The following is a 16,114-nucleotide window of genomic DNA, read 5'->3' as shown; positions in this document are numbered from 1 at the left end:
AAGCAGCGATTTGTGGTGTTGCGAGTCGGCTATGTCTATGCTAGAAACCAAGTGATTTTTGTTCTAGGTTTTAAGAAGAAGATTCTTAAGATTGAGAATGTCTGTTTCATTTCATCTGATAACTATCAGAGAGTCGCTCAAGGGAAAGAGGCGGTATTTCGTGTCGGATTCATTTTCTCTCATACCGCTGCCGTTGGTAGATCAACGCTATGCGCAAGCGCTTTTTGATTGCGTTCAAGAAGCCGGAAACGTCGAAAAGGTTGAAAAGGCAGTAGAGGATCTTTTGCTTGTTTTGGAGAATAAGGATTTAAAATTCTTTGTGCTCAGTCCATTCTTTTCAGTTAAAGAGCAAATTAAGGTGATGCAATCTGTTTGTGCAAACATCAAATTTGCTGATAAAAACGCAGGGCAGGTCATTGGTAATTTTTTACGCGTTATTGTAATAAACCGTAGGCTTAGTGCCGTATTTGGTATTTTACATGCTTTCCAGCGTTGTGTTGCACGCGCTCGTAGGCAGGTTACTGCGCAAATTGTTTCTGCGCGCCCCTTAAGTTCTCAACAAAGACAAGAGTTGTGTGAGGCTTTGGAAGGTGTTGTTGGAGGAAAAGTCTTGCTGCACATCATTGTGGATCCAACAATTCTTGGTGGATTAATCGTTCGTGTGGGGTCGTCTCAAATTGATACGTCTCTTCTCACAAAATTGTCTTCGCTTAAGCTTGCATTGAAAAAAGAGGTCAGCTGATGGATATTAGACCATCTGAAATTTCAAAAATTCTAAAAGAGCAAATCAAAAACTTTGACCAAAAGGCTGAGGTTTCAGAAATTGGTTGGGTTCTCTCTGTGGGAGATGGTATTGCTCGCGTTTATGGTTTGGATAATGTCCAAGCAGGGGAAATGGTCGCCTTTCCAAACGGTGTGCGCGGTATGGCACTCAATTTGGAAGTTGATAATGTTGGTGTGGTCATTTTTGGCTCAGATCGTGATATTCGTGAAGGTGATTGTGTAAAGCGGTTAGGCGCTATCGTCGATGTTCCTGTGGGCCCCGCTTTGCTTGGGCGTGTGGTTGATGCGTTGGGAAACCCTATAGATGGTAAGGGGCCCATTAAAGCAACAGAGCGTCGTCGTGTCGATGTTAAGGCTCCTGGAATTATTCCGCGTCAGTCTGTCCATGAACCGATGTCGACCGGATTGAAAGCGATTGACGCACTCATCCCTATTGGACGGGGGCAGCGTGAATTGGTGATTGGTGATCGCCAAACAGGAAAAACAGCAATTTTGCTCGATACATTTTTAAACCAAAAACCTTTTCATGAAAAAGGGGCTGGACGAGAGCAAGATAAAGTTTATTGTATTTATGTGGCTATCGGTCAAAAACGTTCGACGGTGGCACAGTTCGTTAAAGTTTTAGAAGAACGTGGAGCGCTGGAATATTCTATTATTGTTGCAGCGACTGCTTCTGATCCAGCACCACTGCAATTTATTGCACCTCTTGCTGGATGTGCTATGGGTGAGTATTTCCGTGATAATGGGCAACATGCTTTGATCGGTTATGATGACTTGTCAAAACAGGCGGTAGCGTATCGTCAAATGTCTCTTTTATTGCGTCGTCCTCCAGGTCGTGAAGCTTATCCGGGAGATGTTTTCTATTTGCATTCGCGTCTTTTAGAGCGGGCTGCAAAGTTGAATGCGGAAAATGGATCTGGGTCGTTGACAGCTTTGCCAGTTATTGAAACGCAAGCAAATGATGTTTCTGCCTATATTCCTACAAATGTGATTTCGATTACTGATGGACAAATTTTTCTAGAGACTAATTTGTTTTATCAAGGAATTCGTCCTGCTGTAAATGTTGGTCTTTCTGTATCGCGTGTTGGTTCTGCTGCACAAATTAAGGCGATGAAGCAAGTTGCTGGCTCGATTAAAGGTGAATTGGCGCAATATCGTGAAATGGCAGCTTTTGCGCAGTTTGGCTCTGATTTGGATGCGTCAACCCAGCGTTTGTTAAATCGGGGTGCGCGCTTGACAGAGCTGTTGAAGCAGCCGCAATTTTCTCCACTCAAAACAGAAGAACAGGTGGTGGTTATTTTCGCGGGTGTGAATGGCTATCTTGATGCTTTGGCGGTTTCTGATGTTGCGCGGTTTGAGCAGGGACTTTTGGTGCTTTTGCGTAGTGATTATCAAGATCTCTTAAAGGCAATTGCTGAGCAAAAGCAAATAACAGATGAGCTGAAAGATAAGTTGATAACTGTTCTTGATACTTATGCGAAAAATTTCTCGTGATGAATTGATGGAATGCTTGAATGGCTTCACTAAAAGATCTTAGAGACCGTATCGCTTCGGTTAAAGCAACACAAAAGATTACCAAAGCTATGCAAATGGTTGCAGCGGCAAGGTTGCATCGTGCTCAAGAGGCAGCGCAGTCTGCACGCCCTTATGCGAAGAAAATGGCTGATATTTTGACCAGTGTTGCTGCTGATGTAGATGGTGTTGATGCGCCTGCTCTTATGCGTGGTACGGGGCGCGATGATGTGCATCTTTTGGTGGTGTGTACTGCTGAGCGCGGTTTGTGTGGTGCTTTTAATGTGCAAATTGCTCGTCGTGCACGTGAACAGATTAAGGCATTGTTGGCGGCTGATAAAATAGTAAAAATTATCACTGTGGGTAAAAAGGGCGCGGATATTTTATCGCGTGATTACAAAGGCTTGATAATTGACCATATCGATTTGCATGCTGTAAAGCGAATTGGTTTTGCAGAGGCAGTGATGATTAGTCAACGGATTGTTGATTTATTCAATGAAGGCGCTTTCGATGTCTGTACGCTGTTTTATTCTGAATTTGTTTCCGTAATTAATCAGCGTCCAACAGCTTTGGATTTGATTCCAATGGTTGCTCCAAAAGCAGCTGTTGGGGCAATAGATGTTGTGGAGCAAACCGATCATAACACAGGTTCACAATCGATTGTTTATGAATATGAACCTGATGCTGCGTCTCTTTTAGAGGCCCTTGTACCACGTAATCTTTCGGTGCAAATCTTTCGGGCTTTGCTGGAAAATGTTGCTGGTGAGATGGGCGCCAAGATGACAGCTATGGATAATGCATCGCGCAATGCGGGTGAAATGATTAGTAAATTGACGGTGGCTTATAATCGTCAACGTCAAGCACAGATTACGACAGAATTGATCGAAATTATTGCGGGCGCTGAAGCGCTTTAAATGGAGAAGGTAAGGATTGATGGTAAAAGCAGTAACCTCAAGCAAAGGAACAGAAAAAGGTGAAAAAAAGAAACCAGCTGCTCGTTCCAGCGTGAAAAAAGCCGCTTCGAAATCTCAAGTGGATGTAAAGGCTTCCTCTGTACCTGCGCGTGATGCAGCTAAAGATACACCTGTAAAAAAAGATACATCCGCAAAAAAAGAAGAGCGTGCAAAAGGCGCTGTTGGTGAAATCAAGCAGATTATTGGTGCTGTCGTTGATGTGCAATTTGAAGGTGAATTGCCAAATATTCTCAACGCTTTGGAAACAGAGAATTTAGGTAATCGCTTGGTATTAGAAGTTGCGCAGCATTTGGGTGAAAATACCGTGCGTACGATTGCTATGGATACGACTGATGGTTTGATGCGGGGCCAAAAGGTTGTGGATACAGGCACACAAATTAGCGTTCCTGTAGGAGAAGCAACGTTGGGACGTATTATGAATGTGATTGGGGAGCCGGTGGATAATGTGGGACCAATCGCTTCAACCAAAACACGTTCTATTCACCAAGAGGCACCTGAATATGTTGAGCAATCGACTGTTTCGGAAATTCTCGTCACCGGTATTAAAGTCGTGGATTTGTTAGCCCCTTATTCTAAAGGGGGTAAAATTGGCTTGTTTGGTGGTGCTGGTGTTGGAAAAACCGTTCTCATTATGGAGCTTATAAACAATATTGCAAAGGCACATGGTGGCTATTCTGTATTTGCTGGTGTGGGAGAACGTACACGTGAAGGAAATGATCTTTATTATGAAATGATCGAAAGCCGCGTGAATGTGAATCCAAAAGAGAATAATGGTTCAACGGAAGGGTCAAAGTGTGCCCTTGTTTACGGGCAAATGAATGAACCACCAGGAGCACGTGCGCGTGTGGCTCTTTCAGGATTGACAATTGCAGAAAGTTTCCGTGATGAAGGACAAGATGTTCTCTTCTTTGTGGATAATATTTTCCGTTTCACGCAAGCAGGAGCTGAGGTATCTGCTCTTTTAGGGCGTATTCCTTCTGCTGTTGGGTATCAGCCTACCTTGGCAACGGATATGGGGGCGTTGCAAGAACGTATTACCAGTACAAAAACAGGCTCTATTACTTCCGTTCAGGCAATTTATGTTCCGGCAGATGACTTGACGGATCCGGCGCCTGCAGCGTCTTTTGCTCATTTGGATGCAACAACTGTGCTTTCGCGCTCTATTGCGGAAAAGGGAATTTATCCGGCGGTTGATCCGCTTGACTCTTTTTCACGTATGTTGGATCCATTGATTGTGGGGGAAGAGCATTACACAGTTGCTTGTCAAGTACAAACCATTTTACAACGTTATAGAGCGCTTCAGGATATTATTGCTATTCTTGGAATGGATGAACTTTCTGAAGATGACAAGTTGCTGGTGGGGCGGGCGCGTAAAATTGAACGTTTCCTTTCACAACCTTTCCATGTTGCGGAAGCCTTTACTGGTTCGCCGGGGAAACTCGTTCCTTTAGAAGAGACAATCAAAGGCTTTAAAGGTCTTTGTGCTGGTGATTATGATGATTTGCCAGAAGCTGCTTTTTATATGGTTGGTTCGATTGATGAAGCACTTGAAAAAGGAAAGCGTCTCTTGGCAGAGGCTTCTTAATAAGAAGCTTCTTATTCAAGAGAAAACTGTCATGGGTATTTTTCGTTAAAAAGGACGCATCGTTGAAGAAAACAGAGAGTCCTTATATCGGGTATTGTGGAGATTTTTGTGGAAAACAATAGAGAAGAGCATTTTTTATTTGAGCTTATATCGCCTGAAAAAATTGTGTTTTCAGAGCAGGTAGCGTCTGTTGTTCTTCCTTCAGCCTCAGGTTATTTGACAGTTATGGCGCATCATGCGCCATTGGTGGCAAGTATTGTGTTGGGTAGTGTTCGTGTTCGCACCTCTTTGGGTGAAAAATTATTTGCTGTATGCGGGGGCGTTGCAAATATTACCTTTTCGGGCTGCTCTTTATTGGTAGAGCACGTTGTGGCTGTAGAGAATCTTTCTTTTGATGCATTAGAACAGCAGATTTTGCAGATTCAAGCGACGTTAGAAGGAGGGACAAGTGATGAGGACAATCATAAAATAGAGTCTTTTTTCCAGCAGTTGTCAGCTGATGGTGCTGTATTGATAGAAGCGTAGCAGAGTATACAGGAAAAGGTGACATGAGCGGAAAAAAGAGTACGGTTGTGTCTGCTAAAAGGAGCGCAAAGCCCTTTCCTCGTCCTGGTCGTGTCTTTGCGGGACCTTTGCCAAAGTGCTTTGTTTATATTTTGGCTTCTCTTATTTTGCAATGGGCTTATGGTTTAGGGGCTAATATTGTTCAGTCTAATATTGTCCATCTTACGGGTGATTTTCATGCAACTTTGGCCGAGACGACATGGCTGGTAGCGGCCTATATGGCGCCAAATGTGAGTGTAGCGATTATGTTGATCAAAATCCGCTATCAATTTGGGCTACGCGCTTTTGCTGAATTATCAATTCTTGGCTTTGTTTTGGTTTGCGTGTTGCAGCTCTTTGTTACGGATTTGCGTTCTGCATTGATTATTCGCTTTTTTGCTGGGATTGCTGCTGCTCCTTTGGCTTCGCTTGCGCTGCTTTATATGATGGAGGCTTTTGCTCCAGCAAAGAAGTTTACTATTGGTCTTAGTTTGAATTATATGAATGCGGCTTTAGCGGCACCTTTATCACGTTTGATTTCTCCTGATTTGCTGGAAAATGGTGGTTTTTCCAGTCTTTCCGCTCTGGAAATGGGGTTGGTTCTTATCAGCTTGGTCTGTATCTATACTTTGCCTCTTACTCCTGTTGTGCGTAGTAAGGTTATTCAAAAATTAGATTGGATAAGCTATGGTTTGATTGCTCTTGGTCTTGGATTAAATGCTGTGATCATGTCTGTTGGCATATTGTATTGGTGGTATGAAGCACCATGGATTGGTTGGGGGCTCGCACTTGCTATTTTCTCGTTGGCTATTGCTATTATTATTGAGCTTAATAGAGAAAAACCGTTGATTGATTTACGTTGGATTTTCAGTAAAGAAATGATCCAATCTGTTTTTATTTTATTGATCTTTCATGTTTTTTTATTGGAGCGGTCAAATTTGCCCGTAGGGTTTTTTAATCTTTTTGGTTTGCTCAATCGTGAGATGGCGCCCATGTATCTTGCGGTGACATTAGGGATTCTGTTAGGGGGGGCTGTTTGTGTCTTTTTTTTACGGGCGGGGCGTGAGGATTATTTTTATTTGTTATCTTTAGGTTGTTTGGCGTTGGGAGCTTATTTAGACAGTCATGTAAACTATTTAACGCGTCCGAAAGATATGATGTTGAGCCAAGGGTTGGTGAGTTTTAGTTATGCACTTTTTTTGCCTCCTGCTCTTTTCAAAGGGTTTGTGATCGCTGGTGAGCGAGGACCGCGTTACGTTTTAAGTTTTATTGCTGTTTTTTTGTTAACGCAAGTGACAGGGGGATTGATGGGGTCGGCTTTTTTTGGCAGCCTACAGTTTTATTTTGCCCATAAAAACTTTGAGTCCTTAACACAAAATATTATTATTACTGATCCGCTTATTTCTGGTGAGATGAATACTTTATTTTCGCCTTCTTATGGTGTTTCTGTTCCCAATGGCTTGAGAAGTGAGCAAGGTACTTCTATGTTGATAGAGAAATTTAAGTTAACAGCAAATATTTTTGCTTATGATGACGTTTTTCGGCTTTATTTTTATATTTCAATGGTTGTATTCGTTATTTTTCTTGTCACAATGATTGTTAAGTCATGCTCTTTGCGCGCATTAGAAAAGTAGAGTAATGTCATAGAAAGAGGGGTGCAAAAAAATGATAAAAACATTACGGTCAAAAGCTACGATTGTTGCATTCCTATCGGGTATTACGGGTGTTTTGCTGATTTTGTGGGCTTGGAGACTTCCTCCTTTTGTGAGTAACATTCAAATAACCGATAATGCTTCCATTAAGGGCAATGTTACTCTGGTTAGTTCACAGATCTCTGGGGTGATTGCACGGATTTATGTGCAAGATTATCAACGCGTTGAAAAGGGAATGCTGCTCTTTGAGCTCGATGATTCTCTTTTTCGCCAGCAGCTTGCACGGGCACAGGCTGTTCTCGATTCAAAAAATGCAAAACTGGCAAGTATTGAATTACAAGCACAGCTTTTGCAGGGCGAGATTAATACAGCAGAGGTGGAGTTGGCGCGTTCACGAGCATTTTCAAATGTTGTTCCAGATAGTAAAAAGTTAGGTTTTGGTGATGCGGCAAGTTCTGTTTCTCGTCCTCTTTCACAACTCTTGACAGCTCTCGAAACAAAACGCCAATTGCAAAAACAATTGGATCTTGAACGGCAAAGTTTACAGTCAGAAATTTCTGGAGCGAAGGTGAGTGTTGAGTTGGCAAAACTTAATCTCGATCATACAAAGATTTTATCTCCTCGAACAGGCTATATTGGATTAGTTGGAGCGCGGGTAGGGCAATATGTTATGCCGGGGACACAATTGGTCTCTGTTATTTCTGATGATATTTGGATTATTGCTAATTATAAGGAAACGCAACTTTCTCAGATGCGTGTGGGACAACCGGTTGTTTTTTCTGTTGATGCATTGAACAACAAAAAGTTAACAGGGCGTGTGGTTCGTTTTGCACCTGCTACAGGCTCAGAGTTTTCATTGTTAAAAACGGATACGACAATTGGTAATTTTATCAAAATTGCGCAACGTATTTCAGTACGGATTGCTTTAGATCCTGGACAGGAAGGGATTGAAAAGCTCATTCCTGGCATGTCCGTGGTTACCTATGTAGATACTTCGCAGCGAGTCGATTCTGGAGGATAAAATTTTGGGTTTTTTCAGTTTAATTTTTGCGTCATTTACTTATAGCAAATGGATATTCACGTTAGAAGATTTCGTTTGGTTTGCTATACTACATCTTTTAAAGCTCTTAAGCTTCTTATTATTCTATTTCATGATGTAAAATAATGTGCCTTAGAATATTAAAGCGCATGCATCTTTACTCACTTCCATTTCTTTTGAAATAACTCAGTAGGGGGGGATGGAGTATTGGAAGCTTTGCCTGTCGTTTCTAGCAACATCATCTTTTGAGGTGTGGAAAGGAGGCTCTTCTTTTTATCTGAGTGTACTCTTTATGTGATATTTGCATGATGTGAGGCAGATCATTGAAAAATCTATCTCTGATAGATGTGTTGTTATTATCAATCTGTATTGTGTGTATAACAATGATGCTAAGTTTGAAAACTGTCGCAATAATCTAGCTAAAAAACGCTTATACATAATATTGTACTTTATGGGGACACACTATAGAGCGTATAAAATGTAGTTACCGGAGCAGATATAGCCGATGAAAGATGTGTAATGGTGTTGTCTATTTGTCTTTGTAAGGGACTAAATCGTTATCTATCTAGGTCAATATGCCTTCGTTTTCTTTTTGTTTTTCAGTTCCAAACATTTTACGAATATTCTCTTGTTATGTTCACTGTAATTCTTAAAGTTTAGCTCGTCCTCTAACTTCACTTTCAGCTCTCCGTTTTTCAGCTTCAGCTTCCCATTTTCATATTCGGCTTTTCGTTTAGCTTCCTCTTCAGCTTTTTTCTGACGTTCTATGGCAAGTTCATGATCAGCTACTCGTACGTTTTCACAATTTTTTTTAGTTTAATGACTATAGAGTGGTTGGGTATAATCTTTGTGTCGTTTTCTAATTTTCTTTGTTGGGTTATTGCCGAGGCTTTCATTTGTAGAACTCGTATTCGTGAATCTGTAGGGCTGCGTAGAGTGTTTGAATGGGCTGAATTTGATCAGTATCTTTAGGACTTTTAAGTTGATCAATAAGCTGTTTTATGGTTTTTTTGTTTTTCACGCGCTTTTTCGTAAATAGCTTGTTCTATGTTGTGTTTTGGCTTTTTGTTCATCAAAAATATCAACTGCGGCTGTTGATTTTGCGTTTTTTAATGGCTCTTTAGTATAAGAATTTTTCTTTCCTCTTTTCAGTATTTTTGCTGCTGCTGATACCTGTCAATTTTTGAAAGTGACTAAAATTAGAGCGATGGAGGCCATGACTCTTTTGCTTTTTGAATGTTCTTTGTAGAGCTGCGGATGTTTTATTTAAGAAACCATGTCGTTTTTTTATTTCATCGAGTGGATTTTTAAAATGTGCAAGCTGTTGTTTTTCTTGTTTAATCTGTTCTATATTTTGGCAAAATGAGTTGGAAAAAAATAGAAGAATTATTGCAAATACGCTCGTGTGAAATTCAAAGGAAAATGCAATGATTGTTGTTGAGAAACATTTCTTTTGTCTAAAGGTATTTTTTATAAAAAATACCTGGTAGTGAGAGGAGTGTGGGTTTTCAATATCAAAATATCCTCCCCTTTCCCCAATTAAAATGACAATCGGGGGCGTATAGAGTAAAAGTGTAAGCTTTTCCAGTATTAATTCTTTATTTTTAGTCTATATACATAATGAAGTTTTGGGAAGGCTGGGAAATTGGGGGAAGTTTTGGATTGAATATTTGAGTTGTTATCTTATTGTCCCGTGAATATCCTCATTTTAGGTGTGGTATCAGGCATCTTTTTGATGCGTTAAGTGTTTGTGTGGGGAGCACATTCGTTGTAGGGCTTGTTTGTTGCCTTTAGAAATGTTTTCCTTTGAGGGGTGGTGATGTGAATCGCATGCGTTGATAGGTTTCCGATAGACAAAAGCTGGATTATAGACTGGCTGGATGGCTGGAAAACTTATCCTTTTGGGAGAGGGCGTAAAGTTAGGAGAAAGACGTAAAGTTTATATTTTGTAAACCATAAAAATGCCCGCTTTGAATCGGGCATTAAAAGGGAAGGTTATTGATTGTGTTATTAATGTTTACGGATTAGCAAGAAGCTTACTAAAACAATTCCTGCTGCTAATGCGAGGGTTTTTTTAGGATTTTCTTTCGCTTTTTTCTTTAATTCTGTAGCATGTTCGTTGAGGTGATAAAGTGCGTGACGGCCTTTTTGTTTCCATGTGTTAAACAGCTCAGAAATGTTTTCAAAGCTATCATTTTGAAAACTCCAATGATTTACGGGGACCAGCTCTCTTTTTAATTGTGCTATACGTTTTTTAATTTTAGCATTTTTTCTATGGGGTGAAAATAGACACATTTATTGACTCCTTCATGTGTTAAATTGTTGCGTGACAGTTGGAATTGTGTTTGGGGTTTTGCTATAACGGCTTGAAAATTGAAAAGTTGCATTGATAATGCCGCGCGTGGGTGAGATGAAAATTAAGAGTTTGAGTTTAATGAGGCATTTTTTAATGTGTCCGAGTTCATTTCATGATGGTTTTTGTTAAGGATGTAAGGTAAAAATTTTTACAAAATGGTGTAAGATTCATCATAAAGATGGTGGGCGATGTCTTCATTTTTTTGTTTGTTTAAAGTGTTGGGATATCTTTTGGCACTTGAAATAGTTTATAAGGAGTTTTTATCTACATATTCTCTTGTGGCTGTAGGGAGTGGTATTGATTGATTCAATTAAGAAGATTTAAAATGAGGAAATCTTACGATATTTGGGTTTAGCATTCAAATTTGTAAAAAATAGATTATTATAAATCAATATGTTGGATTAATTTGGCGATGTCTTTCATGCATTTTAAAAATGGTGTTTTGTTAGGCGTTATCTGTTGTGTTGTAAAACACTGTTTTGTGATGACGTTGATGTAAGGTATCGGCATGCAACTAAAAATACAGTATTGTCTCTGTTTGGTTTCAGTTTCTTTTTGAATCAACCAAGTGTAGAAGTATAAACTTGAACAGAAGTAGTAGAACTTATCCGGTGCGTCTATAGAATGAATCCACCTATGAGTTGAATTGCATCAGTGTTAGTAGGTAGAACCTTTTGAGAGCAATCTGTTAAGATTGGTGGGCGGTGTAATTTTCGTCCTTTGAAGCGCGGAGGAAGTCAATGTAAGTAATGATTGATAGCGCAGGTTTTAAAAATTTGAGGACTTGATGAATACGACCTATTTTTTATCTAAACCACTTGAGCGTCGTCGATCTGTTGGTGTTGCTGTTGGTGATGTGATCATTGGGGGGCAGAGCCCGATAGTTGTACAGTCAATGACCAATACAGATACCGCTGATGTTGATGCAACTGTTGCTCAAGTGGCTGCTCTTTGGCAAGCTGGTTCACAATTGGTTCGAATTACTGTTGATCGCGATGAAGCGGCGGCTGCTGTACCAAAAATACGGGAGCGATTGGAGAGGTTAGGATTTTTTGTACCATTGGTTGGGGATTTTCATTATATTGGTCATAAGCTTTTATCTGAGCATCCTGCGTGTGCTGAGGCGCTTGCAAAATATCGCATCAATCCTGGAAATGTTGGTTTTGGCGCAAAAAAAGATCGTCAATTTGCAGAAATTATTGAGATTGCTTGTCGGTATCATAAACCTATTCGCATTGGCGTGAATTGGGGCTCTCTTGATAATGCATTGTTAACACGGCTTATGGATGAAAATGCACAGCAAGAAAATCCTTTATCGGTTGCTGAAGTGATGCGGGAAACTGTTGTGCAGTCGGCTTTGCAATCGGCTCTTTGCGCTGAAGAGATGGGGTTGGGACGTGATAAAATTATTCTTTCTGCTAAAGTGAGTGACGTCCAAGATCTTATTGCTGTTTATACCACCTTAGCGGCGCGTTGTGATTATGCTCTTCATTTGGGATTAACGGAAGCTGGGATGGGAACAAAGGGCGTTGTTGCTTCTTCGGTGGCTTTGGGCATTTTATTACAGCAAGGGATTGGCGATACGATACGAATTTCCTTAACGCCAAAACCTGGTGGTGATCGGACACGAGAAGTAAAGGTGGGGCAAGAACTTTTGCAAGTGATGGGTTTTCGGCAATTTTTGCCTGTTGTTGCGGCTTGTCCTGGTTGTGGGCGCACAACCTCAACGGTCTTTCAACAATTGGCGCAAAAAATTGAAGCAGATTTATACAAAAATATGCCTATTTGGCGTGAAAAATACCCTGGCGTTGAAAGCTTGAAGGTTGCTGTGATGGGATGTATCGTCAATGGACCGGGGGAGTCAAAGCATGCGGATATTGGAATCTCTTTGCCTGGAGTGGGGGAAAGTCCTGCGGCACCTGTTTTCATTGAGGGACAAAAGGTAAAAACTTTGCGGGGTGATCACATTGCTGAAGAATTTGAAGCACTTTTGAGTGATTATATTCATACACGCTTTGGGCAAGGTTGAGGTAAAAATCGCATAAGGCTGAAGTAAAAATGGTGTGTCGTTTTTTAAAACAAGCTGTCTTCAATGTGAAGAGGGTGCTGTTGTATGCTGCTTTAGCTATGGTCAATACTGTTGTTGGTTGCTTATTATTTTAGGTAAAACCAGATGATATGCCTGTTTTAGAATCAGAAGCTTATGAAGGATATTAATGAGTTTGAGTGTGTTAAGACTATTAAGCAAAACGATATGAATACTTTAATAGATCCGTAAATGTTGTTGCTGGTTTTTGGGCTGCTCTTGAGACAGTAAAATATTTAACGGATTCTTCAAATATCAAATTATAGAAAGAACATTGTTTATTGATTTTTCAGGCATTTTCCCAGCATTTTTTGGGGTATCAAATTGATAGGATTGGAAATCCTTATAGCGATTATAGTCCTATTTGTCGTAAAATGTAAGCTTTTATATTGATATAAAATGATGTATACGGGTGCCTTTTTGGGCGTTATTGGGGGAATGCATGACAAGTATATTAGCGTTTGGCTTTTTATTTAATGGTATAAGGATTTTAACTGGCGCCTTTATTGTCTTTTATATGCTTGAAAAAGGCTTAACGCTTATTGATATAGGTGTCATTAAGTCGTTTCAGGCTTTTATTATGATGGTTACCGATATTCCTCTGGGATATTTTGCTGATCGAAAAAGTTATAAAATATCGATCGTTTTGGCAGCTGCTTTTGCTGCTACATGGCTCTTTCTCATGGGATTTTCTACAAGCTTTTATGGTTTTCTTTTGGCAGAAACTTTTAATGCCTTATCGCTAACATTAATTGCTGGGGCTTATAATGCTTTACTTGTTCAATATGCAAAAGCAAAAGTGACATCCACTAAAAAAGTGCTTGGTTCCAGCTCTCAATATAATTACATCGGCATGTTTATATTCAGTTTAATCGGGGCATATTTTGCTGATTATTCTAGCCAATATATATGGTATATCGCGGCGTTTTTAATGTTGATGACAACACTATTTGGTTTGTTTTTTCTTGATGACTTGAAGGGGGAGAAAAAACCAAATAAAGCGAATTCTCTCATTTGTGAAGCTAAGGAGATGTTATCTATTTTTATTAAAGTTCCTTATATCTCTTTATGCTTTTATTTTTCATTGATTTTTTTCAATATATTCTCGCAGTATTGGCAGTGGATATTTAAAGATTATGATATTAATGTCACTTATTTTGATCTTGGTGTGACATTTTCATTGATATTGCTCTCTCAGCTCTTGGCTAGTTTTCTCTTTACAAAACTAAGTGAAAGAGTGAATTTTATTTTACTGTTGTTTCTTTCGGCTTCACTGATTTTTACCATTGCTTTCTTTGAACCAAGAAAAGAAATTGCTGTCATTTTAGTCTGTATGATTTTTTATCTCATTAAGTATACGTATCTTCGTGTAGAAGTTGTTTTGCATGATAGTATTAGTGATCATTTCAGGGCTACATATGAATCTTTCTTGTCAACCGTTGGGAGATTTAGCTTATTGGTATTTTTTTACATGAGTGCGTATATGGTCAATATATTTGGCTTTTTCTCACTCGTTTATATTTTTGCTATTTATTTATTGATTTACTTGTTGGCGGTATTTTTTTTAGAAGGAACTCTCAAAAAAGTTCAGTGAAAATATTAATTTATTACGATACGTGTTTTATAGGGTTTCATAGTGGGGCAAGGCTTTGATTTATTAAGGCGCATCGTTGTTTTTGTATGTTGAATGAGAAAGCTGAATAGTGTCAGTTACTCTTATTTAAAATCTATGTATGTTGAAGCAATCAAAGTCATCCGCTTGTCGTTATAAGTGGGCTTGGCATAATAATCGTTAAAAGGGAAATAAAAATGCTGCTCATGAATATTGCGCCAAGAGTTTCTGATAAGATTGGACGCTGATAAAGAAAATGATTGTGCTGGATTATATGCTTATTAAGGAATAGTGATGGAGCAGTTTTCCCATTTTCATTGGTTCCTTGCTGGTAACACTTTATCTCATTAGAGCTAATTTAAACAGTCGGACAATTTATAGCCTGTCCTCATCAGAATTCCCTTATGATCGATTTTGATATTTTGATGATCTATTTTATTGTTGGTATATTTAGCGGATTTTACCATTGCCTCCTTTAAAATATCAATCATCTTGTTGAGATATTTTCTTACATTTTTCATTCTCATTATAGCTCATTTTTGAGTATTTTCTCTTTGGTTGTGGCGTTAGCTTTGTATTTTCTGATGTTAGAAAATACTCTTAATCTAGATAATAAACTTATCTATGGAAACTTTGAATGACAGCCCCCTCTTTGAGAGGGAATAAAATCAAGTACAGAAATATTGTTGAGTACAATTTGCTATAAATAAGCTACAAGAAACCAGCACATATTGATATATTTGATAGGAATCTGTTAGGCTGTACAAATTGTAGTTATTAAAAGATAAAGCGGTGAAATCGTTATCCATAACGCATATTGTAACATTTATAACTCTTTTTTTTTGTATCCGTGTTGTTGGGATGTACGCGCGTAGATAGTCTAGAGCAGTACAATAACCTTTACGAAGAATATATAAGTGAAAAATACGAGGCTTTTGAACATTTTCAAAAGCAGGAACAAGCAAGAAATTTCGTCTATAGCCGTGGCTATCAGAATATAGCGCCCAAATTTGATATTATATGGCATCGTCACATACTGATTGTTTTATGTGGACGTTTTGTTAATTTATTGCGCGGTGATTATAATGAGGAGATGTCATGGGCAATGCTACCCAATGTCATAAGCAGTTTGCGTAATGACTATAATTGGAGAGAAAGCGATTTTATTTGGGCCTATAATATGTCTATGAATTCTACCGACCCCATGATTGATTACGCGAAAAAGTTTCTTAATTCTTCAAGTGAAAATGGCATGAGTTTCAAAACACAAATGATTGATCTCGTGTCGAGTATGAGGACCGGTGATGATGAAAATGTTAAACAAATAGCGCGTTTTTGCATAGAGCTAAACACGATATATGACATGATGAAACCAAGAAGAATTTACAAATGATATTGAATGGGTAGTGAGAAAAATTCTCTCGAAGGATATTAAATGGCTATAATACTCTTGATAATCGCGGCATTTTCTTGGCCATGTTGCATGTTTTTTTATTATGGCTTCAAAAGGTGGACATATTTTCCAGCTTTTACAACAGGTATAGGCTCACTTACAATGATGCTCTTCATTTTAATAAGAAAATTTCACTTGAAGGAGGAAATTTACACTTGGATTGAAAAAATTACTTATCATAAATTAAATTGCGCTATTATATATAATAATAAGGATTTTCTTTATCTTTCTGTTTCAATGATCATTCTCTGTTTAATCTTATCAATTCTCTTTTTATGCGATGAATTGAATAAACGAGATAAAGAGTGTGACGAATTAAAGTTGTACAGTGATCGTGATTATTATTAAATTGAAGTTATTACACAATTTTGTAAATAAAAATGTTTCTGCTTTTGAAGGAGCATGCCGACACAATCATTCACTTTTCTCGCCCCTAATGTTGCGGACAGCCCTTGGCTTTTAAGACGGTTCATAAGAGGCATTTTTTTAGTCTTTTCTTTGATGTTTTGCCCCACACGG

11 protein-coding genes are annotated in these 16,114 nt (G+C 38.9%); 10 read left to right on the top strand and 1 reads right to left on the bottom strand.

Translation table 11 applies throughout. From position 1 onward, the window contains the following. The first annotated feature begins 160 nt into the window (after window positions 1-160). The 7 genes from atpH to ACFILH_RS03165 all read left to right on the top strand — a co-directional run bounded on the left by atpH (window position 161) and on the right by ACFILH_RS03165 (window position 8,070). Window positions 161-742 carry an ATP synthase F1 subunit delta gene (atpH, locus tag ACFILH_RS03195; RefSeq protein WP_273790514.1) on the top strand — a complete coding sequence of 194 codons (582 nt, stop codon included), beginning with the start codon at window positions 161-163 and terminating at the stop codon, window positions 740-742. Continuing rightward, window positions 742-2,277: a F0F1 ATP synthase subunit alpha gene (gene atpA, locus ACFILH_RS03190; protein WP_273790513.1), complete on the top strand. Its 1,536-nt coding sequence runs from the start codon at window positions 742-744 to the stop codon at window positions 2,275-2,277. Before atpH ends, atpA begins: the two co-directional genes overlap by 1 nt. Before the next feature lie 20 nt (window positions 2,278-2,297). Beyond that, window positions 2,298-3,209, top strand: coding sequence for a F0F1 ATP synthase subunit gamma (locus ACFILH_RS03185; RefSeq protein WP_273790512.1), 912 nt, complete (start codon window positions 2,298-2,300; stop codon window positions 3,207-3,209). 19 nt (window positions 3,210-3,228) lie between these two features. Further along, the gene (atpD, locus tag ACFILH_RS03180) at window positions 3,229-4,854 is read left to right on the top strand and encodes a F0F1 ATP synthase subunit beta (RefSeq protein ID WP_375667346.1); all 1,626 of its coding nucleotides are present in this window, start codon (window positions 3,229-3,231) and stop codon (window positions 4,852-4,854) included. 108 nt (window positions 4,855-4,962) lie between these two features. Further along, on the top strand, window positions 4,963-5,379 hold the full coding sequence (gene atpC / locus ACFILH_RS03175) for an ATP synthase F1 subunit epsilon (protein ID WP_375667344.1): 417 nt from the start codon (window positions 4,963-4,965) through the stop codon (window positions 5,377-5,379). Window positions 5,380-5,402: 23 nt separating this feature from the next. Continuing rightward, a complete protein-coding gene (locus ACFILH_RS03170) occupies window positions 5,403-7,031 on the top strand; it encodes an MFS transporter (protein WP_375630912.1) in 1,629 nt (542 codons plus the stop codon). 31 nt (window positions 7,032-7,062) lie between these two features. Then, window positions 7,063-8,070: an HlyD family secretion protein gene (locus ACFILH_RS03165; RefSeq protein WP_273790508.1), complete on the top strand. Its 1,008-nt coding sequence runs from the start codon at window positions 7,063-7,065 to the stop codon at window positions 8,068-8,070. 2,028 nt (window positions 8,071-10,098) lie between these two features. On the opposite strand, the gene ACFILH_RS03160 is transcribed toward ACFILH_RS03165, so the two are convergent. Continuing rightward, window positions 10,099-10,383 carry a hypothetical protein gene (locus ACFILH_RS03160; protein ID WP_273790507.1) on the bottom strand — a complete coding sequence of 95 codons (285 nt, stop codon included), beginning with the start codon at window positions 10,381-10,383 and terminating at the stop codon, window positions 10,099-10,101. Between the two features lie 848 nt (window positions 10,384-11,231). Between ACFILH_RS03160 and ispG the strand changes: the two genes are divergently transcribed. From ispG to ACFILH_RS03145, 3 genes are all read left to right on the top strand, one after another. Then, window positions 11,232-12,473: a flavodoxin-dependent (E)-4-hydroxy-3-methylbut-2-enyl-diphosphate synthase gene (ispG, locus tag ACFILH_RS03155; protein WP_273790506.1), complete on the top strand. Its 1,242-nt coding sequence runs from the start codon at window positions 11,232-11,234 to the stop codon at window positions 12,471-12,473. 499 nt (window positions 12,474-12,972) lie between these two features. Beyond that, complete coding sequence (locus ACFILH_RS03150) at window positions 12,973-14,124, top strand: MFS transporter (RefSeq protein ID WP_375630914.1); 1,152 nt, start codon at window positions 12,973-12,975, stop codon at window positions 14,122-14,124. An 868-nt stretch (window positions 14,125-14,992) separates the two neighbouring features. Beyond that, on the top strand, window positions 14,993-15,535 hold the full coding sequence (locus ACFILH_RS03145; protein ID WP_375667342.1) for a hypothetical protein: 543 nt from the start codon (window positions 14,993-14,995) through the stop codon (window positions 15,533-15,535). The last annotated feature ends 579 nt before the right edge of the window (window positions 15,536-16,114 follow it).

This window comes from Bartonella sp. CL435QHHD, from assembly GCF_042195095.1.
GTDB lineage: Bacteria > Pseudomonadota > Alphaproteobacteria > Rhizobiales > Rhizobiaceae > Bartonella.
The sequence above is the reverse complement of the archived record's forward strand: the minus strand, read 5'-3'. Positions and strand labels throughout refer to the sequence as shown.

Coding starts and splice junctions, on each gene's coding strand:
- ACFILH_RS03170 (WP_375630912.1), top strand. CDS start 5,403: ATGAGCGGAAAAAAGAGTACGGTTGTGTCTGCTAAAAGGAGCGCAAAG.
- ACFILH_RS03160 (WP_273790507.1), bottom strand. CDS start 10,383: ATGTGTCTATTTTCACCCCATAGAAAAAATGCTAAAATTAAAAAACGT.
- ACFILH_RS03185 (WP_273790512.1), top strand. CDS start 2,298: ATGGCTTCACTAAAAGATCTTAGAGACCGTATCGCTTCGGTTAAAGCA.
- atpD (WP_375667346.1), top strand. CDS start 3,229: ATGGTAAAAGCAGTAACCTCAAGCAAAGGAACAGAAAAAGGTGAAAAA.
- ispG (WP_273790506.1), top strand. CDS start 11,232: ATGAATACGACCTATTTTTTATCTAAACCACTTGAGCGTCGTCGATCT.
- atpA (WP_273790513.1), top strand. CDS start 742: ATGGATATTAGACCATCTGAAATTTCAAAAATTCTAAAAGAGCAAATC.
- ACFILH_RS03165 (WP_273790508.1), top strand. CDS start 7,063: ATGATAAAAACATTACGGTCAAAAGCTACGATTGTTGCATTCCTATCG.
- ACFILH_RS03150 (WP_375630914.1), top strand. CDS start 12,973: ATGACAAGTATATTAGCGTTTGGCTTTTTATTTAATGGTATAAGGATT.